The organism is Ruegeria sp. CF8, assembly GCF_056537285.1.
The window spans coordinates 272,277-293,814 of record NZ_JBQFRG010000004.1 but is presented as its reverse complement, the minus strand read 5'-3'; the positions used below and the strand labels follow the sequence as shown (position 1 = coordinate 293,814).

Annotated in this window: 22 protein-coding genes; 7 read left to right on the top strand and 15 right to left on the bottom strand. The window is 56.8% G+C overall.

Annotated elements, in window-relative coordinates; translation table 11 throughout:
• Position 1 precedes the first annotated feature (1 nt).
• Genes ACR0EV_RS11630 through ACR0EV_RS11615 form a run of 4 tightly spaced genes read right to left on the bottom strand, consistent with a single transcriptional unit; the run spans position 2 to position 3,033 of the window.
• The gene (locus tag ACR0EV_RS11630; RefSeq protein WP_480800229.1) at positions 2 to 832 is read right to left on the bottom strand and encodes an amidohydrolase family protein; all 831 of its coding nucleotides are present in this window, start codon (positions 830 to 832) and stop codon (positions 2 to 4) included.
• A complete protein-coding gene (locus tag ACR0EV_RS11625) occupies positions 829 to 1,257 on the bottom strand; it encodes an RbsD/FucU family protein (RefSeq protein WP_480800228.1) in 429 nt (142 codons plus the stop codon). The genes ACR0EV_RS11630 and ACR0EV_RS11625 overlap by 4 nt, the downstream gene beginning before the upstream one ends.
• A complete protein-coding gene (locus tag ACR0EV_RS11620) occupies positions 1,247 to 2,299 on the bottom strand; it encodes an aldo/keto reductase (RefSeq protein ID WP_480800227.1) in 1,053 nt (350 codons plus the stop codon). The genes ACR0EV_RS11625 and ACR0EV_RS11620 overlap by 11 nt, the downstream gene beginning before the upstream one ends.
• Positions 2,296 to 3,033, bottom strand: a complete 738-nt coding sequence (locus tag ACR0EV_RS11615) for a GntR family transcriptional regulator (protein WP_480800226.1) — start codon at positions 3,031 to 3,033, stop codon at positions 2,296 to 2,298. The genes ACR0EV_RS11620 and ACR0EV_RS11615 overlap by 4 nt, the downstream gene beginning before the upstream one ends.
• A gap of 84 nt (positions 3,034 to 3,117) precedes the next feature.
• Here ACR0EV_RS11615 and ACR0EV_RS11610 point away from each other — a divergent pair, with 84 nt between their 5' ends.
• The 3 genes from ACR0EV_RS11610 to ACR0EV_RS11600 all read left to right on the top strand — a co-directional run bounded on the left by ACR0EV_RS11610 (position 3,118) and on the right by ACR0EV_RS11600 (position 8,505).
• Entirely contained in the window at positions 3,118 to 4,671 is a 1,554-nt protein-coding gene (locus ACR0EV_RS11610; protein ID WP_480800376.1) for a UxaA family hydrolase, read from the top strand.
• A gap of 231 nt (positions 4,672 to 4,902) precedes the next feature.
• Entirely contained in the window at positions 4,903 to 5,193 is a 291-nt protein-coding gene (locus ACR0EV_RS11605; RefSeq protein ID WP_480800225.1) for an ABC transporter permease subunit, read from the top strand.
• A 219-nt stretch (positions 5,194 to 5,412) separates the two neighbouring features.
• On the top strand, positions 5,413 to 8,505 hold the full coding sequence (locus ACR0EV_RS11600; protein ID WP_480800224.1) for a gluzincin family metallopeptidase: 3,093 nt from the start codon (positions 5,413 to 5,415) through the stop codon (positions 8,503 to 8,505).
• Positions 8,506 to 8,817: 312 nt separating this feature from the next.
• Here ACR0EV_RS11600 and ACR0EV_RS11595 read toward each other — a convergent pair whose 3' ends face one another.
• From ACR0EV_RS11595 to ACR0EV_RS11550, 10 genes are all read right to left on the bottom strand, one after another.
• Positions 8,818 to 9,225: a methylglyoxal synthase gene (locus ACR0EV_RS11595; protein WP_480800223.1), complete on the bottom strand. Its 408-nt coding sequence runs from the start codon at positions 9,223 to 9,225 to the stop codon at positions 8,818 to 8,820.
• A complete protein-coding gene (locus ACR0EV_RS11590) occupies positions 9,203 to 9,730 on the bottom strand; it encodes a 2,4'-dihydroxyacetophenone dioxygenase family protein (protein WP_480800222.1) in 528 nt (175 codons plus the stop codon). Before ACR0EV_RS11590 ends, ACR0EV_RS11595 begins: the two co-directional genes overlap by 23 nt.
• Positions 9,731 to 9,742: 12 nt before the next feature.
• Positions 9,743 to 10,447: an SDR family NAD(P)-dependent oxidoreductase gene (locus ACR0EV_RS11585; protein WP_480800221.1), complete on the bottom strand. Its 705-nt coding sequence runs from the start codon at positions 10,445 to 10,447 to the stop codon at positions 9,743 to 9,745.
• A 7-nt stretch (positions 10,448 to 10,454) separates the two neighbouring features.
• Entirely contained in the window at positions 10,455 to 11,372 is a 918-nt protein-coding gene (locus ACR0EV_RS11580; protein WP_480800220.1) for a sugar kinase, read from the bottom strand.
• A gap of 60 nt (positions 11,373 to 11,432) precedes the next feature.
• The gene (locus tag ACR0EV_RS11575) at positions 11,433 to 12,623 is read right to left on the bottom strand and encodes an L-dopachrome tautomerase-related protein (protein WP_480800219.1); all 1,191 of its coding nucleotides are present in this window, start codon (positions 12,621 to 12,623) and stop codon (positions 11,433 to 11,435) included.
• 69 nt (positions 12,624 to 12,692) lie between these two features.
• A complete protein-coding gene (locus ACR0EV_RS11570; RefSeq protein WP_480800218.1) occupies positions 12,693 to 13,343 on the bottom strand; it encodes an RraA family protein in 651 nt (216 codons plus the stop codon).
• A 43-nt stretch (positions 13,344 to 13,386) separates the two neighbouring features.
• Positions 13,387 to 14,355, bottom strand: a complete 969-nt coding sequence (locus ACR0EV_RS11565; protein WP_480800217.1) for a C-terminal binding protein — start codon at positions 14,353 to 14,355, stop codon at positions 13,387 to 13,389.
• 21 nt (positions 14,356 to 14,376) lie between these two features.
• The gene (locus ACR0EV_RS11560) at positions 14,377 to 15,387 is read right to left on the bottom strand and encodes a DctP family TRAP transporter solute-binding subunit (RefSeq protein ID WP_480800216.1); all 1,011 of its coding nucleotides are present in this window, start codon (positions 15,385 to 15,387) and stop codon (positions 14,377 to 14,379) included.
• 19 nt (positions 15,388 to 15,406) lie between these two features.
• Complete coding sequence (locus ACR0EV_RS11555) at positions 15,407 to 16,693, bottom strand: TRAP transporter large permease (protein ID WP_480800215.1); 1,287 nt, start codon at positions 16,691 to 16,693, stop codon at positions 15,407 to 15,409.
• A 3-nt stretch (positions 16,694 to 16,696) separates the two neighbouring features.
• The gene (locus ACR0EV_RS11550) at positions 16,697 to 17,203 is read right to left on the bottom strand and encodes a TRAP transporter small permease (protein WP_480800214.1); all 507 of its coding nucleotides are present in this window, start codon (positions 17,201 to 17,203) and stop codon (positions 16,697 to 16,699) included.
• Between the two features lie 123 nt (positions 17,204 to 17,326).
• On the opposite strand from ACR0EV_RS11550, the gene ACR0EV_RS11545 reads away from it, so the two are divergent.
• The 4 genes from ACR0EV_RS11545 to ACR0EV_RS11530 all read left to right on the top strand — a co-directional run bounded on the left by ACR0EV_RS11545 (position 17,327) and on the right by ACR0EV_RS11530 (position 20,650).
• Positions 17,327 to 17,998, top strand: coding sequence for a GntR family transcriptional regulator (locus tag ACR0EV_RS11545; RefSeq protein ID WP_480800213.1), 672 nt, complete (start codon positions 17,327 to 17,329; stop codon positions 17,996 to 17,998).
• Positions 17,999 to 18,321: 323 nt separating this feature from the next.
• A complete protein-coding gene (locus ACR0EV_RS11540; RefSeq protein ID WP_480800212.1) occupies positions 18,322 to 19,275 on the top strand; it encodes an alpha/beta hydrolase in 954 nt (317 codons plus the stop codon).
• A gap of 59 nt (positions 19,276 to 19,334) precedes the next feature.
• A complete protein-coding gene (locus ACR0EV_RS11535; RefSeq protein WP_480800211.1) occupies positions 19,335 to 19,844 on the top strand; it encodes a nuclear transport factor 2 family protein in 510 nt (169 codons plus the stop codon).
• 110 nt (positions 19,845 to 19,954) lie between these two features.
• Positions 19,955 to 20,650, top strand: coding sequence for an SDR family oxidoreductase (locus tag ACR0EV_RS11530; protein ID WP_480800210.1), 696 nt, complete (start codon positions 19,955 to 19,957; stop codon positions 20,648 to 20,650).
• A 3-nt stretch (positions 20,651 to 20,653) separates the two neighbouring features.
• On the opposite strand, the gene ACR0EV_RS11525 is transcribed toward ACR0EV_RS11530, so the two are convergent.
• On the bottom strand, positions 20,654 to 21,490 hold the full coding sequence (locus ACR0EV_RS11525; protein ID WP_480800209.1) for a LysR family transcriptional regulator: 837 nt from the start codon (positions 21,488 to 21,490) through the stop codon (positions 20,654 to 20,656).
• Positions 21,491 to 21,538: the final 48 nt, after the last annotated feature.

The window sequence follows — 21,538 nt, the reverse complement described above, 5'->3', positions numbered from 1 at the left end:
TTCAATCCCTGAGGTTATAGGCGCGGGCTGCATTAACACCCATGATCGCCTGGCGTTCTGCGCTGCTCAGCGGATTCAGCAGCGTGTCTGTTGTTTCACACCAGCGCTCGTAACTGCTGGCCAAGGTGCAAACCGGCCAGTCGCTGCCCCAGATCAGACGCGACGGGCCGAAGGTGTTCAGCAGGTGATCCACGTAAGGACGCAGATCTTCTACAGTCCAGTCTGTGGAAGCCTCAGTCACGAGGCCGGACAGCTTGCACCATGCATATGTATCCCGGGCTAAGGCCGCCATGTGGTCGGACCAATCCCCTAATATCGCGTCTTTGATCAACGGTTTCGATCCATGATCGATGACCACACGCATATCGGGCTGGCGTTCCAGAAGTTGCCTGAGCGGACCCAAGTGCTGAGGTAAGGTCAGCGCATCGAAGGTCAGGCCGTGCTGCTGAACCGCTTCAAAAGCTGGTGTAAGCCCGTCGCCAAGCATCCACAGAGGATCGGCGATGTCCTGTATCATCGGACGAAGACCAACGAGTGCCGGATGGGCGGCCAAAGTAGCAATCAGCGCGTCCACATCTGCGGCTTCAAAGTCGACCCAGCCCACAACACCTTTGACAAAGGCATTCTGGTCGGCCAGAGCGAGCATATATTCGGTCTCGGCCACTGTAGGTGCCGCCTGGACAAGGACCGTGCCATCAATCTCGGCAGCCCTTAGCAGTGGCATTAGATCGTCCGGCGTAAAATCCCGGTAGATTGCGTCCAGATCAGGTGTCAGCCAGCCATAGTCGCCACGCGCCAAAGCCCAGAAATGCTGGTGCGCATCGATCCTCATCCGATCACACCCTTTTTCAGGATGATGTTGCCATAGAGCCTGCGTTCGCCGGTCTGAACGATGGCAAAAGCGTTGGCCGCACGATCGTAGAACGCAAACCGTTCTAAGCCCTGAACTTTGGTCGGGTTGTCAGCGGTCGTGTCGATGATGCGCTGAAAGTCCGCGACTGCGTCAGGAATTGCCTCGGGGTCGCCGACAACTTGCATGGTCAACGCAGGGTCAGGTACGAAAGTGTCCAATGGCAATACGGACAACACTGCTTGCAGCACCTCACCGGCCGAAGACCCATCGGCCCGGATACAGTCCGGCCCGCTGCTGGATCCTGGGAAATTCGCATCTGCAATAACGATCTCATCCCCATGGCCCATGGCCCTGAGGGTATACAGAAGTTCAGGCGAAAGGATCGGGTCGATATTACGCAGCATCGGCGGCCTCGCTTGGCAAAGGTGCGTCGGGTCGGATCAGGCCTTCGGATCGCAGGTCCGACCACAGACCCGGAGGAATGTCTCGCTCCATCAATGCCACATTGGACTGGACTTCGGACGCGCTTACAGCCCCAGGCACTACTGTTTTGACGCAAGGATGACCCAGAGCAAATTGCAGCGCTGCGGCGATCAGCGGAGTATCGTGCTCCGCGCAAACGGCTTCGATCTTGCGCACCCGGTCCAGAATGTCTTCTGGCGCATCCGCATAGTTGTACTTGGCGCCGGGCACAGCTCCGGTGGCGAGGATGCCTGAATTGTAAGGCCCTCCAAGGATAATCCCGACATCGCGCTGCTCACAAAGTGGCAGGAAACTGTCGAGCGCTTCCTGCTCCAGCAGAGTGTAGCGCCCGGCCAGCAGGAAGCCATCAAAGTCCCCCAACCCTATCAGCCTTTCGCAGACTTGCCATTCGTTTACGCCCGCGCCAATTGCTGCAATCTCACCGGTGTCGCGCAGTTCTGTCAGTGCCTTGTAACCGCCACCGTCGAAAAGTTCGCGCACCTTAGCGTCCGACATTTCCTGGCTGCCCTGACTGAAGACACAGACGTCATGGACCAGAAGGATGTCTGAATTTTTCACGCCGATCCTGTTGCGGCTGGCCTCGTAAGATCGCATCACACCGTCATAGGTATAGTCGAATACGATCCGTTTCTGCGGCACATCGACGAAAGCTTCGGGTGTCACTTCATGCGGTTCGCAATCCAAAAGCAGCCGGCCAATCTTGGTCGACAATTGAATGTTTTCGCGACCAAACCGGCCAATCGCCTCGCCAAATCGATGCTCTGACCGACCAAGCCCATATTGGGGCGCGGTATCGAAAAACCGGATGCCGGCGTCATAGGCGGCCTGCAATGCCGCCTGCGCGTCCTCATCCGAGACTTTGCGGTACAGGTTTCCCAACGGGGCCCCGCCAAACCCCATGCGGGTCAAAGGAACAGGCCGCGCGGTACGGTTGTTTAGCAATTCTATCTGAGAAACTGTCATCCTGCCTCACTGTGCAGCTTTGGTGTAAGGTTGAACAATTGAGGCTTTTGCTGTTCCAGCTGTTCAATGCGCGGCATCAATTGCCCAAGGTGAGTGCGCATAGCATCCTGCGCAGCATGTTCATCGCGATTGCTGATTGCCTCGAAAATGGCCCGATGCTCTGCCAAGGTCTCGGCGATCCGGCCGGGGGTGGGCAGCAGCAGTATACGAGCGCGACTGACCTGCAAGGAAACGGTTTGGGCCACATCCGCGAGACGGCGAATGCCAGTGAATTCCATCAGCAGGCCGTGGAACTCTTCATCGGCTTGGTAAAAGCCCGGAATATCCTCGTCTTCGATCAGCAGTTCCTGAAGGCGCATATTGCGGCTTAGTCTTGTGCGCTGATCGTCGGTCAGATCGCGGGCAACCTTTGCAACGGCCGCAAGTTCAAGCGCTTCGCGCAGGAAGACGCCTTCGCGGATTTTATCCATCGAAAAGTAGGACACGCGGGTGCCCGATTGCGGCACCACATCCACCAACCCTTCCGACGCCAAACGCGCAATCGCGTCGGCCACCGGCGCGCGCGAGACACCGAGTTTTTCACATAAGGGTGCCTTCCTGAGATTCGCACCGGGCGGAAAATCCAGCGAAAGAATCGCCTGTTTCAGTGAGTGGTGAACCCGCTGTGCAAGCGACCCTTCGATTGTCGTGATCTTAGGCAGCAGGGCAGCGTTTATGTCTTGTTGCTTGCTCATGTTTAGTAATTTAGCATTCTAACATGTTAGCTGTTAAGTGGCAATTTTGAGAATAGCAACATGGGCCAAGCAAGCGGGGAAGAGATGCAAGCGAATAGCGGAAAAAGCGTTTTGGACGGGGCGACACGCGATGTCGTGAAGCTCAACCCACGAGACAACGTTGTCATTGCATTGCGCAATCTGAACGCAGGCGAGCAGCCCGTAGCTGTTGCAGTACCGCTGACCGCATCGGTCTCTCGCGGTCACAAGATCGCCGTGGCCTCAATTCAGGCCGGGGAAAATATCATTCGCTACGGTCAGATCATTGGTCAGGCCAAGTGCGATATCGCGCCGGGCGAGCATATCCATGTGCACAACCTCGGCATGGGGGCGCATCAGCAGGACTATGCGCATGCAAGCGCCAACGCTCCGCTGCCTGCCTTGACCGAAGAGCGGACGTTCGACGGTTACCATAGGTCCGACGGCAAAGTGGGCACTCGCAACTACATCGGGATTCTGACGACTGTGAATTGTTCGGGGTCGGTGGCGCGTTTCATTGCCGAGGCGGCGGAAAAATCCGGGCTGTTGGACAGCTTTCTCAATGTCGACGGTGTGGTCCCGATTGTGCACGGAACCGGCTGCGGTATGTCCGCCAGCGATGAGGGTTATGCCACCCTGTTTCGGACGCTGGCCGGGTATGCGCAACACCCGAATTTCGGTGGTATCCTGCTGATTGGTCTGGGATGTGAGGTCATGCAGGTGGCCGACCTTGTAGGCGGGCGGTCAATCCGCGCTGACGGTGCCCTGCGTTACATGACAATTCAGAACGAGGGTGGAACGCGGAGAACAATTAAGCGGGGGCTGGAGGAGCTGCGCGGCATCGCCGAGCTGGCTGATCAGGCCGAACGCGCGCCTGCGCCGATCAGAGCCATCACGGTTGGCATGCAGTGCGGCGGATCAGACGGGTATTCAGGGATCACGGCAAACCCAGCATTGGGGTACGCCTCAGATCTGCTGGTGCGCCACGGCGGCACAACGATCTTGTCGGAAACCTCGGAAATCTACGGGGCAGAGCACTTGCTGACGCGCCGTGCTGAGACCGTGGAAGTCGGTGAAAAGCTAATCGAACGTATCCACTGGTGGGAGGACTACACTGCTCGCAACGGTGGTGAGATGGACAACAACCCAAGCCCCGGCAACAAGCGCGGGGGCCTCACGACCATTCTGGAGAAATCACTGGGGGCGGTCGCCAAAGGGGGCACAGCCCCTCTGCGCGGTGTCTACAAATTCGGTGAAATGGTCGACAAGCACGGGTTCGTCTTCATGGACAGCCCAGGGTTTGATCCATGTTCTGTCACCGGCCAAGTCGCCTCGGGCGCAAACCTGATCGTGTTCACCACTGGGCGCGGCTCGGTTTCAGGGTACCAACCAACACCCTGTATCAAGCTGGCCACGAACTCCGAAATGTACGCGCGCATGGCCGAGGACATGGACCTGAACTGCGGTGACGTCGTGACCGACGGGATCAGCATCGAGGCCAAGGGCGAAGAGCTGTTCGAAATGCTCATCCGCGTCGCCTCGGGTCAGAAAACCAAAAGCGAGGAACTTGGCTTTGGGGGCGTTGAATTCGTCCCCTGGCAAATCGGCGCGGTGATGTAGTTTGCGCTGGGCCCAAGGGAGAGGGCTACCTGGGAGGGCAAATGCAAAAATTGGTCGAAATGACGGGGATTGATAAGTTCTTCCCCGGCGTGCACGCGCTGAAATCCTAGATCTACAAGCTGCTGGAAGACCTGGCGGGGCAGAGCAAGACGATCATCGCGATCTCAACCGAACTGCCAAAGATCATAGGCCTCAGCCATCGCATCACCTAACTTCATGCAAAAATCGAAAATGATCGCCATTCTGCCGGCGACGTCGGTCAACGGGGTCCTGGCAGTAGCAGCTACGTTGGTCATCATTACCAGAGGAATTGACCTGTCGGTCGGAAAGCTGATGATGTTCTGCGCAGTCATCGCCGGCGTGGTCCTGACGTATCTTGGGGTGCCGCTGCTGTTGGGGGTCATTGCAGCGATTGCAGCAGGCGCATTTTGCGAGCTGTGTTCCGGCGGTTTCATAGTGCTTACTGTTCAGCTTCCCAACAACATAGCGATGTGTTGTTCGAAAGCCTCGGGCAGGATGTGATCGCTGTTCTTCCGCGACCGCGCTAACTTAAGCAATCGGTGGGTTTTGAAGGAATCGTCAATAAATGCTATAACCGCGGTGTTGGCAGGATCGCCGCTGGGTTTCTCCGGCCATCGCGCTTTGTTTTTCTTTTTTCGACAAGTTCTTTTTCAGCTGTTCGGCCGGGCGATCCGGGGCCTTTGGGCCAGCGTCTCAGGATGCTTTTGAACGGAGGCAGACATGCCGGAAACAGTATTTGAACGCGCGCCAGACGGCGCAATCATTGGACTTCAGCATCGTAGTGACCCCCTTGCAGGCCGGGCAAAAGGAGCCAGCGCACTGGATGTGGCGCGGGCCTATGCAACTGAAGTAGCTGAACATTACCGATTTGCGTCTTCCCTTCTTGATCGGCTGGGTGAGCCAGTCACAGGCAAGTTTGATGGTGAGGAGGGCAGCAAGTTGCGGTTGGAAGAAGCCAAGGCCGTACAGTCCTTTCTGATCTTCACCTTCCGTCAGACTCTCTACGGTGTTCCGATCTGGGGGCGCGGTCTGACGCTGCGCATGGCTGGCCCCGAGAACATAGTCACTGGTTCGTCCTCAAGTGTCGCGCCGGATATTGAATTCGGGAATGTCCCCACACCGCCTGCCGACCGCGAAAAAAAAGTCGGCACTGTCCTGCGCGATGCTGTGAAGCGCGCCAAGTTTACAAAGTACAAGATCAACGAAGTCAGGGATTTTGTCTATCGTTACGACGCGGACCATCGCTTGCCGCATAGAGAACCGGGCGAGGCCGAAGGTGCCGAGTTGACCCCGTTGCCTGATATCGGTCGCGTACACAAAGACATCAAAGACGGTGATTGGCGTTTCGCGAGCCTTGTTCATTTTTTCTGTAAAATTCCCGACTATGGAGATCTGAACTGGCGGGCGCTGGTCGATTGGGAGACCGGCGCGGTGCTTTACATCCGACCGTTGGTGGGTTGTGTCTCGGGTTATGTATTCACAGACGACCCGATCTCGCGTTCAGGAGATTCCGAGCTTGATCCAACGGCGTCGGTCGCACTTTTGAACGCGCAGCGCGAACTGGTGACACTGGAAAGGCTGATTTTACCGGGCGGCGGGGCGCCGGTGGAACTGAGCGGTGACCTGGTAGCGGTGCGCGATCTCGATACTCCAAACATTGCCCCGCCGACCGAAAACAATGGTGCCGCATCGGTCTTCGATTTTGCCGCCGACACCGACGATTTCGCGGCAGTTTGTGCCTACTACAACCATGATTTCCTGTATCGCTTCGTCCAATCACTGGGTTTCGATCTGCCCAGTTATTTCGACGGGGTGACCTTTCCGGTGGATGTGGATCACCGATGGTTCAATCCCTTTGCAGGCCCGGTGAACGCTCAGGCACCCGGCAATGCTTTGGGCAACGGTGTTTTACGGTTTCGTTACGCGCTTGCCGCTAACGGGTCCACGGTCGGCATGGCCACGGACTCGCGCGTGTCAGCACATGAATTCGGACATGCAGTGTTGTGGGACCACCTCAATTCGCCCAATTTCGGATTTTGCCATGGTTTCGGTGACGCGTTGGCGGCAATTCTCTACGATCCTGAAGGCATCGCTCCGGACCGTTTCCGCACATTCCCCTTCAGCAACCTGATCACCCGGCGATGGGACCGGTCAGTCGCCTCAGGTTGGGGCTGGGGTGGCACGATGGATGTGGGCGGATATCTGTCGACCGAGATCAACGCCACAACGCTGGGCCGGATCTACCGAGCGCTGGGCGGAGATTCTACCGATCTGGACGACAGGTTGCATGCCAGCCGCTATACGGTCTATCTGATCTTGCAAGCCGTGCCGCTATTGGCCGGGATCGTGCCCAACACGGTCGAAGGATTTTCCAGAGCCTTGCAGGAGTCCGACCAGAACACCGCTTTGTTCGACGGTGCAGCGGGCGGCTGGGCACACAAAGTGGTGCGCTGGGGCTTCGAGAAGCAAGCGCTTTACAACGGAGCCCCGCCTGATGTGGACGTCTTCATTGATGACGGGCGGCAGGGTGAATACCCCTGGCACCAACCGGGCAATGACGCGCCTGGAATTTGGAACCGACACCGCCCGGATGGTGGAACCGACCATGAAACCCCGCGTCGCTGCGTCGAGAACTACCTTTATGTCCGCATCGGCAATCGGGGCGATTACCCAGCGCAGGCGGTAACCTTGTCGTTGGCCCGAGCAACACGTGGCAAGGGCGCTATGTGGCCGGATGACTGGGATCCGCTAATCGTCGCAGAACCTATCGGCCAGTCAGTGCATTGTGGTGACGAAGTGATCGTCGGTCCCATCCCGTGGTGCCCCGAGGGCCTGTGCGAAGAGCGTATCCTGGCCAGCGTGGATACGCCGGACGATCGCAGCAATGTCGAGACGATTGCAGGCAGCCTGCCAGTCGCGCGGCTTGCGCTTGGCGACAACAATGTTGCCCTTCGGCGAATGGAGGTGAACCGTGCTGAAGACGATACTTCATGCTGCGAACCAGAAGAGCCGAAAGTGGCTTATCGTTACGCGGTCAAGTTCGTCTGCGGCTGTTCCAAGGGTCGTATTTTGTCCCAGGGCCGCTATCACACGGCAATCAATATCGGCAATGGCAGCGGAGAAGCTGTGCGTTTTCGCAAAAGGGTTTCGTCGGCCTTGCCGAACGAAAAACCGGGCAATGTCTCTGACAAGACGAAAAACAAACTCGGGCCTTGGGAATCGATGGAGATCGATTGCGAGGATGTGGCGCGGCACCTGCGGGTGGCCGAATGCTGTTTCCTGAAAGGGTTTGTCTTTATCGACAGCGAGGCACCTCTGGACGTGGTCGCGGTCTATACTGCGGCCCACGGTGAAGGCGAAGTGGAAACAATCGACGTCGAACCGGTCGTTCCTCGGTTGATCAAAAAGACACCACCCCCGCCGCCGCCTCCACCTCCACCCCCACCAACTGAGGAGAAGCCGGACTTAATCCCGGTTCAACCATTCCCACCGGGTCCGCCACCTTTCCCGGCTTGGTATTGTGAGAAACCGCGTAAGCTGAGGATCATCGTGCGGAACATTGGTGCCGGGGCTGCGGGGCCTTCGACCACACGGGTCGATTTCTTCCAGAGTGGCGTTGTTGTAGACTTGCCGACGCCTGCACTGGGGCCGAACGGGGATGAGACCACGCTGTCGCTCGAATTCCCTGACAACGTTGAAGGTGGCGAGCAGATCCCCTTCAAGATTACGGTCAATGCCAATCCTGCCGATGGTGTGACGGAGATAGATACCTCCAACAACAGCGACTCCTCCTCTTGCGGCCTGGCCCGTTAAACGCTGTGGGTGGCCCGGGCCGGTAGTGGCTCGGGCCACGCGGGTTCCTAAAAGGATTAAGTGCTGAGAATTGTGGTTTGATCACAGGAACGCCGCGTGCCACCGAAACGCGAGATCCTCCGGGTCAGGTCGAAAAGGGCGTTGTCATCTGAACGGGTGAACTCCCAGATACAAGCAATCGGCTCAGGCGCACATCGACAGCAATTGGGCTGAAGCCAAGGCACTCGCTTCCTTTGCATTAGAGGTCGATTCAGCTCTTGGCGATTCATGAATTCGAAATCAACGCAGCTGTCGAAAATTGAAAGTCCGCCCTTAGCTCTTTCTCGAATGAAAAATCCCGTTCAGAATGAAATCCGCTGAGCTTGGGCTGCTTGCAAAAGGTAGGTCGTAAACGATTGCCAGGCGGCTCAAAGCTTTGACATCTACATCGTGGGGCATCGGAGACATTGGGTCTATGAAGAAGAATAAGCCATCGAGCCTACCCTCGCAAATCATCGCACCAAGTTGCTGATCGCCTCCCAACGGACCACTTTTGAGTGCTGTTACCTGAAGTTCGGGTAAGGCAGCGCTGATGCGGCCGCCGGTGGTGCCTGTGGCAAACAGACTGGCCAGACGCAGAGTTTCGGAGTGGTTCTTGGCCCATTCCACCATCAGATCTTTCTTGGCGTCATGTGCAACCAATGCCAGTTGCAGGCGACTATCTGATGAACTGATCGACATATTCTGCACCCAAGCCTACTTCTTCATAGTGCTTACGGCACATGTCAATCTTGGTAAAGACATCCTCATAACCCATGGTTTTTCCCCAAGGGTCGACATAGAGCATCACCCCGTTCACCTGAAAGTATGTAATCATCTCACTTACGTCGTCGGGTACGACGAGCGTGTGAGTTTCGCCTGGCGGTTCGAAAACATAACCGCCTTCCTGTGCCACCCAGTCATGTTCCAAATAATGCCAGCGGCCTTTCAGAACAAAACCGTGAACGGGCTGCGGATGCCGGTGCCGTGAAAGAACCCCTGATTTGCGCACCCGTAAAAGATTCATCCAGTAACCCTGAGACCGGTTCAAGCAAAGCGGTCGGAACGAGACGTTTTCGGCTTGCGGTACCCAAATGCGATCATCCGCAGCCATAGCGTCGGGGATCACAATCTCATCCTGTGCGTCCTTAGGGAAGGGCAGCTGGTAGGGCATTCTCGGATCGTTGTCTTTTCCTTGTACAGGCATCTGATGCTCTCCTCACATTGCAGAATAGCCGCCGTCCACGGGATAGACGGCACCGGTTACGAAAGCGGCTTCGTCTGATAACAACCACGCGGCCAAGGCACCGACTTCAGCGGGTTTGCCCCAGCGTTCCAGCGGTGTGCGGCCCAGGATCGGCTGGTTGCGGGCCGGATCGGCACGCAGGGCTCCGGTCATTTCAGTTTCAATCCATCCCGGTGCTACGGCGTTGACGCGGATGCTGTCAGCGGCCCATTTTCCGGCAAGTGCTTTGGTCAATTGCGCCACTCCGCCCTTAGACGCTGAATAGGCCGGGACCAGTGGCCCGCCGAAATAACTGAGCATCGATGCGGTGTTCACGATTGCCCCACACGATGCAGCCAACAAAGGATGCGCTGCCAGGCAGCAACGCATGGTGCCCGTAAGGTTAATGTCGATCACCTTTTCGAAGGTTTCGAGATCGTATTCTGCGCCTCGCGCCAGTATTCCGGCGCAGTTCACCAATCCGTCCAAGCGCTGCATATTTGTAAAGAATGTGTTCACGGCAATGGTGTCGCGTACATCAAGCTGCGTGCAGGTGTCTTTGGGGTTCAGCTTCGCGTGGCGGCCCACTTCGTCTGCACCAACGCCCGTAGCTGTAATACGCCACCCCTTTTGCCGCAACGTGTCAGCGATCCCGGCACCTATCCCGCGCGTTCCACCAATGACAACAGCGTGTTTCATGGGTCACTCACTCCCCTTCAGCCAAAAACGCCTCGACCGCATCTTTGTGCGGCATGGGAGCAACCGCTCCGTACCCTTGGGTCGAGAGGGCGGCAGCAGCGTTCGCGTAGCGAGCCGAGGTGAATGGGTCGTCTCTGGCGACAATACGCGACAGAAAAGCCCCGTCAAAGGTATCACCTGCGGCGGTGGCATCCACAGCTTCGACCCGGCGCCCTTTGACGCGCTCTCGTTTGTTCGGTGTGGCAACCAGTGTGCCTTCGGCCCCAAGGGTCAAGGCGACGATATTTGAACCGAGGTTCAGGTAGAAATCTGCTATGTCATCCGGATCAGACAGACCGGTCAGCTGCTCTGCGTCGTCCAATCCCGGAAGCGCAATATCGCATTGCGCCATTGCCGCATGGGTCACGGCGCGGGCGCGCTCGATCGGCCAGAGTTTGAGGCGGAGGTTGGTGTCGTATGAGACCAGACCGCCTGCTTCTTTCACAATCTTGATGGCTGCAAACACGGCATCGGCGGCAACGTCCGAAATCGCCTGACTGATGCCCGAAACATGCAGGATTTTTGCTGACTGCAAGGCCTCAAGGGGCAGGTCATCTGCTCCCATTCGGCTGCTGGCGGAACCAGAGCGGAAATAGCTGAATTCGTGCCCGTTCGCACCGTGCGTTACAAAGTACACGCCTGTATGGGCATCCGTCACTTGGCGCACGGTTGAAGTATCGACTCCTTCCGCCTTCCACAGGTCCATGAAAGAATTGCCGAACGTATCTGCTCCGATATGTGTCACATAGCCTACCGACGCGCCTTGGCGGGCTGCTGCGATGGCGCAGTTCGAAGTGTCGCCGCCGTGTCCGGGTAGGTAATTCCCATCGGGCTGCTGATTGAACTCCAGCATCGGTTCGCCAAGGCACAGAATATCGGGGGTCATGGTCATCTCATTCTCAAAAAAGGGTCAGCCCGGTAGGGCTGACCAAGGTGTATGGGAGGTTTATTCGGCCGTATAGCTTTGGCCGACACCCGGGATCTTCCAAATACGGAAGTTCGGGATTTCGGGGTCTTCAAAGTTCATGTCGCCATCAACCCAGATATGAAGATGGTTCGAGACTACATACATCTCACCATCGGGCCCCCAGGCCAACGTGTCCGGCCAGTTCATTTCCGGGTGATGGACGAAACGGCTCACCTGACGTGTGGATTCATCGAACTTCATGATTCCGTCCAACGACAGAGCGGTCATATAGATATTACCTGCATTGTCGGCAGTCATCCCATCGGTGTTCGAAGGAAGTACTGCGGCAACCTCAACGGCGTTTTCGATGACCGTTTCATTGGTCCCGAAATCACGCAAGATTTCCGTCGGAAGACTATACAGATGATTGCCGGTCAGGTTGGTCCAGTAGAGTGTTTCTTTGTCACCTGACAACGCGATGCCGTCGGCACCGGTGCGCATGCCGCCATTCTTCAGGACCGGGCGGTCGTCGATGTTGAAAAAGAAGTTTGGCTCATCGTTGGTGAAACGGTGCTGATCCAGAACACGGCGCACCGAATTGGTGTTGCTGTCATAGACGATCAAGCCACCATGCAGCGGATCACAGAAGATGCCGCTGTCAGCGATATAGGCAAATCCAGTGTCGTTATCGACGGCCAGATCATTCAGGAATGAACACTGCCGATCGGCTTCTTCCGCAGTAAAGACGTAGCGCTGGATTTCCTTGTTCTCTTTCAAGTCCCACAACACCAACTTGGCGTCGCCATCTTCAAACGGAGGGCCCGCCACGTGGCCCTGATCCAGGATCCACATCACATCGTTGCGGTCGATTTCAAAACCCAGCACAGCCTTCAGACCGTCGGGATTCGACATGTTGTTCATTTCCTCAGACGGAAACGCTTCCAGCTCCCACGTGTCGCCATTCTTGACCAGCTTGGAAACTGTTGACGGAATCTCGGCCCCGCCCCAGCGCGCGGTAGACACATAGATGTTGCCTTGGCTATCGACCTTGGCCCCTTGAACCAACGCTTTTCCGTGGATTTCGCTGTTTTCCCAGGCCGATTTCGTTGCCTCGTCCTTGACGGCATAGGGCAGACTGTTCCATTCCGCAACAACCTCGGGCCCGTTTGCGAGCGCCGGGGTGACCAGAACGGCGGTAAGGGCCACCGTGTTGAGCATTCGTTTCAGCATGTATTCCTCCCTTGCTGAGTTTTGGTGTCCCGCAGGTTGTTGCCGCAACCTGCGGGGCGTTTTTTTGATTTAGATGCGGCCGTATTTTGCAAGACCTTCACGCAACGACCCGGATTCAATGATGAGACGCGCCTGTTCCGCTTCGCGTTCGTCAATCTCACGGGCCAATTCCAGAACTGCTTCGGCATGGTTGCGTGGGATCGCAACCGCGCCATCGACGTCGGCCACGATGATGTCCCCGGGGTGTACAACGACCTCGCCCATTGCAACCTCGACATTCGAAGCCAGTGTCCGGATGCGACCCAGCGTAGTGCCCGGGCTTACACAACGGGAATAGACCGGAAAGTCATAGTCACGCTTGATCTCGACCAGATCGCGTACGCCGCCGTCCAGAACAGCGCCTTCGTGTTTGTTGGCCACAGCGCCTGCGGTCATCAGGCCGCCCCACAGCGCCACATCCGTTGTGCCGTTGGTGGAAATCACGATGACCGAACCAGCCTCAGACTCATCAATGGCGTCCAGCGCGTGCTGGGGTGGCAGGAACTCATCGGTCGGTCCTTCCAGAATAGTTACTGCTGGGCCAACGATTTTCTTTTCATTGATGCGGGGTTTGATCGACGCGGGCAGAAAGCCTGTCTTGCCTGCAATCTTGTCAACGGCGTCCGCAACCGACGCTGTCGCAACTTCGCGAAACCCGGCAACGAGTTCTTGAGTGTTCATGGTTTTACTTCCTTTAGATCAGTAAGTGAGAAAGCGGAGCGTTTCACCAAGGGTTCTTCCAGCTTTTGGGCTGGTCGCCGTTGAGAACGCGCGTGATTTCTTCGGCTGCGTTGTGTTGCAGCACAGCGACGGACCGCTCCGAATACCAGGCTGCATGATCTGAGACGATCGTGTTGGGGCTGCGCAGCAAGGGGTTGTCGGGATCGACCGGTTCCTGCTCGAACACATCAATACCAGCACCAAAGATACGGCCTTGTTTGAGGGCCTCAGCCAATGCCGCTTCGTCCACCAATCCTCCGCGCGAGACGTTAATCACGATCGAAGTGGATTTCATAAGAGCGATGTGGTCGGTGTCCAAGATGTGCCGTGTCTCTGGCGTCAGCGGGGCATGAAGGCTGACGACGTCAGACGCTTTGCAAAGCTCAGCCAATTCAACTTTTTGAACATTTGCCGCTTGGGCTGCTTCGCCGGCTAGGTATGGGTCAAACACCAGAACGGATGAGAACCCCAACGCCCTGAATTTCTGAGCCGCCTGCAATCCAATCTTGCCGCATCCTATAAGTCCGAGTGTGGCCCTTTCCCGACTTGGTATCAGAGCAGCTTGACCGATGCCCCATTGGCCTTGTCGTACCTCGGCGTCTCGCGATGGTATACGTCGCTGCACTGCCAGATACAGCGCCAACGCGTGTTCGCTGACTTCGGTCTCGGCACCATAGTCAGGCACGTTCGCGACGTAGATACCGCGGGCCTGAGCGTAATCCATGTCGATGTTATCGACGCCCACTCCGTAGCGGACGACGACTTTCAAGTTTGGGCAGGCGTCGATTACAGCCGCATCGACGGTGCGTTCCCGCACGAGGATCGCGACAGGGTCCAGCGCTTGCAAAGCCGGGACCGCCTCAGTTTCCGGCCTGACCGCCGCGATCCTTACGTCCTGCTCGGCCAGCACCGAGGCCTCGGTGTCATAATTGGCATAGCCGGGTTCAAGGATAGCAATGGTTTGGCTACTCATGTGACGGTCCCTCGGCATGGGTTAATTGGCCTTGTAGGCTTCAACAGCGGCGTCGAGGCGATCAGGCCACTCTTCACCGATTTCGCTCACGATGTATTCGCGCACGGCCGGTTGAGCGGCTTCACGGAACATGGCTTTTTGCTCGGGGCTGACAGGGACAACTTCCATACCTTTTTCCGATAGGATCGCGGTTGCGTTCGCATCCTGCGCTGCCGTCATACCGCGGTGGATCGTCTTCGAGATCTCAACACATTGCTCAACGGCTTTTTTCTCGTCATCGGTCAGGCCTTCGAAGAACATGTCCGACATCAGATAGGCGTGCCAGCTGAACACATGACCATCCAAAGAGACGTATTTTTGATGCTGGTAAAGCGACGCGTTGACGATGTTGGTCACACCGTTTTCCTGACCATCCACAACACCTTGCTGCAGCGCGCCGGGGAGTTCAGGCCACGGAACGGGGGTCGCCGAGGCGCCCAGGCTTTCCACCAGCGTCACCCAAACCGGAGCGGTCATGACGCGCATTTTCAGCCCTTCCATATCGGCGGGTTCGGCCACGGGTTTGACGTTGTTGGTGAAGTTGCGCACACCGTTGTCGGCGACGCCAAAGCTGCGGATGCCGGTTTTCGCCAGCATATCCTCAGCCAGCGCATCACCAAATTCACCGTCCATTACCGCCCAGGCCATTGCCTGGTCGTCAAACAGGTAGGGCATTGCCAGTACCGAGAACGGTTTGTAGACGGCAGAGATAGGACCATCGTGGATAGCTGCCATCTGAACGGTGCCCAGCTGGAGGCCTTCCATGATCTCGGACCCGCCACCCAGCTGCGAGGCGGGGAAGATCTGGACGTCAATCGAGCCTGAGGTTTTACCTTCGACGCAGGCTTCAAAGGCTAACGCTGCCGCGTGTTTTGGCGAGCTTAGATCAGCGGCCTGAAAATGTGCGTACTTCAGCTCTTTTGCCGAGGCTGCACCGGCGGCGGTCATCGCGACAACAGCTGTAGCCGTCATCAGTTTCGACATGGTTTTCATGAGGTTCCTCCCTTTCATGTCAGTTCGCAAATCCAAAGAAGTTGGGAATGAAGGTGCTGACACCGGGCACGAGAATGACCAGGAGCAACACCACGAGTTCTGCCAGCAGCAGTGGAAGCACAGCTTTTGACAGGCGTTCGATTTTCAACTGTCCGACTGTGGCAATGACGAAGAGCACAGGACCAACAGGGGGTGTGATCATCCCGATGGTTAGGTTCAAAACCAGCATCATGCCGAATTGCAGGGGGTCGATCCCCGCGGAATAGGCGATTGGCCCCAGTATCGGCGTTAGAATGATCAGCGCGGGCAACGTGTCGATGAAGAACCCGCAAATCAGGGCAAAAGCAGCCAGGATGAACAATATGCCGAGACGGCTGTCTGTGATCTGCGTGATAAACTTCGCCAATTCCTGCGGGATTTGTAGATAGGTCAGCAGCCAGGCAAAAATCGACGCCATTGCCACGATTAGAAAGACCGACGACGTCACCACTGCGGCCCGCACGAAGGCGGCATAGAGCGTTCGGATAGTGAAAGCGCGCAGGATGAAGCCGAGGAACAGGGCATAGGCTGAAGCCACTGCGCCAGCTTCTGTTGGGGTGAATACACCAAAAAGGATGCCACCCAGAATGATCGCGGGCATGATCAGGGCAGGAATGGCTGAAAAAGTCGCGCCTCGTAATTCGGTCATGGTCGCGCGATCTTCGCGCCCTCGATACCCATTTCGGGTCGAGACGATGTGATTGGCGATTGCCAACGCGACACCCAGCAGAACGCCCGGCAAGATTCCGGCCAGAAACAGCCCGGCAACTGTCACGCCATTGGTCGAGATTGCAAAGATCACCGCCAGAATTGACGGCGGAATGATTGGGCCAATGGTTGCCGTTGCGGCGGACAAAGCGCCAGCATAGTTCTTTTCGTAACCCGCTTCACGCATCATCCGCATGACGATGGCAGATGGCCCTGCCGCATCCGCCAGCGCTGACCCACTAATCCCGGCAAACAGCATGGACACTAGAATGTTCACGTGTCCCAGGCCCCCGCGTACATGCCCGACCAGAGCATTGGCAAAGCGCAACAAGGCGTTGGTCAGGCCGCAGGCCGTCATAAGTTCAGACGCCAGGATGAAAAACGGTACGGCCATCAATGGGAAGCTGTCGATTCCGGCGAACATCCTTTGTGTTGCCACCAACGGGTTCAGCGAGCCGTCGATGAGGATCGCAGACAGCCCCGCAATACCCATTGTGAAAGCAACAGGAACACCCAGAAACAGTGTGGCGAAGAACAAAATGATAAGCGTTTTTGCCACGGCTCAGACCTCTGCCTCGTCTCGTTCGGGGCTTGGTCCGAACTCAAAATCTTGACTGACGAAGCGTTTGGCGAAGAAGGCCAGTTGGATCAGGAACAACGCGCAACCAATCGGGATTGCCAGATATGGAATGCCGCGCGAAATGCCGGTGGACATGGTTTCCTTGTTCCAGCCGAATTCAACGAATTGTATGCCCAGCCACATCATTGTGGCCATGAAGCCGAACATGACGACAACGATGCACCAACGCAGTACCCGGGCCAGAGCATCGGGCAACAGATCAGGTAGGGTGGTGATCGCAACCAAACGACCCTCACGCAGGGCAAGGCCAGCCCCGCAAAACGCACCAAGTATCATCAGGTGCCGAGCGACCTCTTCGACCCAGGCCAGGGACGTTCCCAGCCCGTAACGCCCAACCACGTTGGCAAAGACGATTGCAAAGACGGCAGCCAGCGCCAAGGCGACCAGTGCGCGGTTCAACGCAACAATCCATGTCTCCAGAATTCGCAAAGACGCCCCTCCCGATGCCGTCCTGTTTGAGAATCGAAACTGGCATACAGTATGCCAATGTGTCAACACTACCACATTGTATGCCAGATGCAGGGCTGCTAATGTCGACACGAGGAGAGCGATATGAGCCCATTCAACAGACCGAAATCATTGACGGAATTGGTGACCGAAAATCTGCGAGAACGGATCATCAAAGGCGAATTCGAACTGGGCGAACAATTATCCGAGGCCCGAATCGCCAAAAATCTCGAGGTTAGTCGCACGCCTGTCCGCGAGGCAATCAACCGCCTTGAGATGGAAGGGCTGCTGGTTGTTGAGCCTCAGCGGGGATCCTTCGTGTTCAATTTGGAACCCGAAGAACTGGCAAAGCTATGCGATGCACGCGTTTGTCTTGAAACAACTGCTTTGACGTCGGCCATGCGAGCGAACCCACAAACTTTACATACGGCACTCAATGACTGCGTTGATCGAATGAAAGCGGCACGCCAGACTGGGGACAATGCAGAATACCTGTTTCTGGACACGAAGTTTCATCAATGCCTGTTCGATTGCGCCGACAACCGGTTTCTGAATGATGCGTATCAGACGATTGCTTTGAAAATGGCGGCGCTGCGCAGCAGGTTGGGTCACCACCCGGATCATATGGCAAAATCGTATCGGGAGCATATAGAGCTGGTTGAATGCGTTCAGGAAGGTGACGTTCCACGCGCATTGGACGTGCTGAAGCTCCACATAGACCGGAAAGAAGGATCTTATTGGAGTGATGCGACAAGTATGGACAGCCCGGTACAATAATTGAACCGAGTGGTCTTTTTCAGCCGAAGACCAAGCTCATTATAGATGAGCCGGACTTCTGCAAAACTCTGTCTGAAACTCACATAGAAACTGACCTTTGGGCGCATTGCTTTGGCTTGTGGTTAGTCGGATCAGGCGCATTTCGCCCGCTGCTTCAAGCACGTCACCAGTCAGACCTCACGTGCCATTCGGGCCGCTCTGCACAGCGGAAGCGGAATCTTTCAAAAACCAGGCAGAGAGGTGCAAGTTTCGCGGCACCTGTCTTCGTATCTTTCATGTCATCGGGCTTGTGCCCAACCAGACAGATTTTGGGAGATACCACCATGAACACCCTCGCCCTGAACACCGCCGCTGCGCTGATGGCTTCGACTGCCGCGATTGCGCAGGTCGAAACCCGCACTGTGACCTTTGAGAACGAAGGCTCTATCCTGACCGGCACGCTGTATTTGCCGGAAGAGCGCGGTGACGCGCCCTTGCCCACGGTTGTTGTCACCGGAGCATGGACATCGGTGCAGGAGCAGATGCCTGCCAACTACGCCCAGGAAATGGCGTCGCGCGGGTTCGCCGCCTTCACCTTCGATTTCCGTGGCTGGGGCAAGTCGGGCGACCTGCCCAACAATGTGCGCTATGTTGAAAGCCCCGAGGCCAAAACCTCGGACATCAAGGCAGCGTTTGCATATGTTGCGACCCTGCCCGAAGTGGATGCCGATCACATCAACGGGCTCGGGATCTGCGCTTCGGCCGGTTACATGGTCGATGCCGTATCCGGAAATCCGTTGGTGCAGCGCGTTGGCCTTGTCGCACCCTGGCTTCAGAATGAAGAGATCGTTGAAGCCGTTTACGGCGGCAAAGAAGGCGTTGCCGGGCTGATCGAAGTCTCCCACGCCGCCGAAGCCGCGGGTGGGCAGATCATTCCTGCCGCCGGGCCGGAAGGTGCCGAAGGTGTTCTGATGCCGATTGGTGGGTATTACTATGAGGCCGACCGTGGTGGCATCCCCGAATATGACGACAAGTGGAACAATGCAGGCTGGGAAGGTTGGCTGACCTATCACCCTGCCGACAATCCGCAGCGTTTGGACAAACCGCTGGCCATTGTGCACTCGGAAAGCGCGGCCATCCCGCAGGGCGTACAGACTTTCCTTGCAGGGTTTGCGGGCAAGGCGACGGCTCAGTGGCTGGAAGACGTCACGCAGTTCGACTTCTACGACAACCCCGAAGATGTGACCCGTGCGGCGGACACCGTGGCCGATCACTTCCGCGCTGATCTGGACAGCTGAACACCTTATCAGGCGTCGAAGTTGACTTCGGCGCCTGCCCTTTACCCCGGAGTAGACCGATGCCCAAAAACCTTACTGCCACACTTGCAGCTGCCACCATGATCGCAAGCGCAGCCTTCGCCGATCAGCAGGCCACCATCTCAACCACGATCACCGATATCGCAGCGGGCGCTGACCGACACGACTGGGCCCGCGTGCGCGGTGCCTTTGCCGATACGGTGACGACCGATTACACCAGCCTTTGGGGCGGTGACCCGGTCACCCAACCCGCCGACGACCTTGTCGCAGGTTGGTCTGCATTACTGCCTGGGTTTGAAAGCACCCACCACATGGTCACCAACCATGCCATCACGTCGCTTTCCGAAACCGAAGCCACGGCGCAGGCTGATTTCACCGCAACCCACCGCATTGAGGATGGCTTATGGGTACTGGGCGGACGCTATGACTATACGCTCGAAAAGTCCGGGGACCGATGGCTTGTAACCTCTCTGACCATGACGGCGCTTTGGGAAACCGGAGACCGCGGCCTTGTCGCCATCGCTGCCGAGCGCGCAAATCAAGGAAATTGATAGATTGAAGGACTGCCACACCGTTCCACTTTTAGGAGTGGACCGGTGCTGGCTGCATTGCCACGATCTATTTTAGATATGCCGGCGGACACAAAGTCATAGGGATCTGCATGACCAACCAACGCATCGCACTTGTGACCGGCGCCAACCGAGGCATCGGAAAAGAAGTCGCCAGACAATTGGCCAGAGATCATGGGGTAAAAGTTCTGCTCGGTTCTCGAGATTTGGATAAAGGACGTCTGGCCGCAGATGAGATCGGGTACGGGGTGGAAGCCTTGCAATTGGACGTATCGAACCCGGACTCTGTTGCCGCCGCATTTATTCTGAAGATTGAACCCAGCTACGGGCGTCTCGATATTTTGGTCAATAACGCAGGTGTGGATTACGACACGGATCAGCAGGCGCACTGCGCCGACCTACATCGCGTGCGGCGTTCCTTTGACACCAATCTCTTTGGCGCTTGGGATACCATGATCGCAGCGACTCCTCTTTTGCGACGCGGCGAGAGTGCCCGGATCGTCAATGTGTCTTCCGGTTCTGGCGCGCTAAGCGACATGTCCGGTGGCACGGCTGGTTATGGTGTATCCAAGGCGGCATTGAATGCGCTGACCATCAAAACCGCAGCCGAGCTGAAACACGAAGGTATTCTTGTCAACGCCGTTTGCCCCGGTTGGGTTGCCACGGACATGGGCGGGGGTGGCCGCCCGGTGTCTGAGGGGGCGAGGGGTGTTGTTTGGGCGGCAACTCTGCCGAACAACGGCCCGACAGGCGGGTTCTTTCGCGACGGAGCGCCAATCGAATGGTAGGTGCTATCCCGGTGCCATGAAATCAATCAACGCTCTGACCCGCGCGGGCAGCAGGCGGCGACTGGGATACACGGCGAACATTTCTCGTGTCAAAGGCCGCGCATCCTGAACCTCAAGCTCGTGCAAGTCTCCTCCCATCATGTCCAGAGGCAGCATTGCAACGCCCAGATTGCGACGCGCGGCGAGTGCGATGACGTCAAGGTCGATTAAACTGTGGGCGACATTTCTGGGTTGCAGTTTGTCGCCGTTTTCCAAAACCCAAGGCTGGCCAGCGGTCAGGGCAGGTAAGCTTTGAAAAACCTGCCGAGAAATCGCGCCCTTCAATCCGTTCTCCTCAATAAAACCCGACCCGGCGCAAAAACAGTAAGGAACCGACCAAAGGCGTTTTGCGACAAGGCTGGAATCCGTCAGTGGACCGACCCGAAAGGCCAAATCGATATTGTCGCTGAAAAAATCCAACATGACGTTCGTGGGTGTCATTTCCAACTGCACATGTGGGTTTTGCTCTGCAAACTCCAGCAAACGTGGGCCAATCGTTGCACGGGCGGCCAGGGGCGGGGCCGTGATGCGTATAGTCTGGCGTCTGGTTTCGTCAGCAAAACCCGCAACCTCCTGCAATGTTTCGAATGGCTCCTGGCAGCGATCCAGAAGGCGACGGCCTTCTTCTGTCAGACGCACTTGGCGGGTCGTGCGCTCAAACAGTTTGGTGCCGAGATGGTTTTCCAATTCGGCGACTCTTCGGCTGACCCGGCTCAGAGGGATACCAAGTTGGTCCGCAGCTTTGGAAAAGCTGAGATGGTCAGCGACAATAGTGAACAGGGCAAGGTCGTTGTAGATCATAATCCTATTTTTGAGATAATAACTCCTGAAATCAACGATTATCATCAC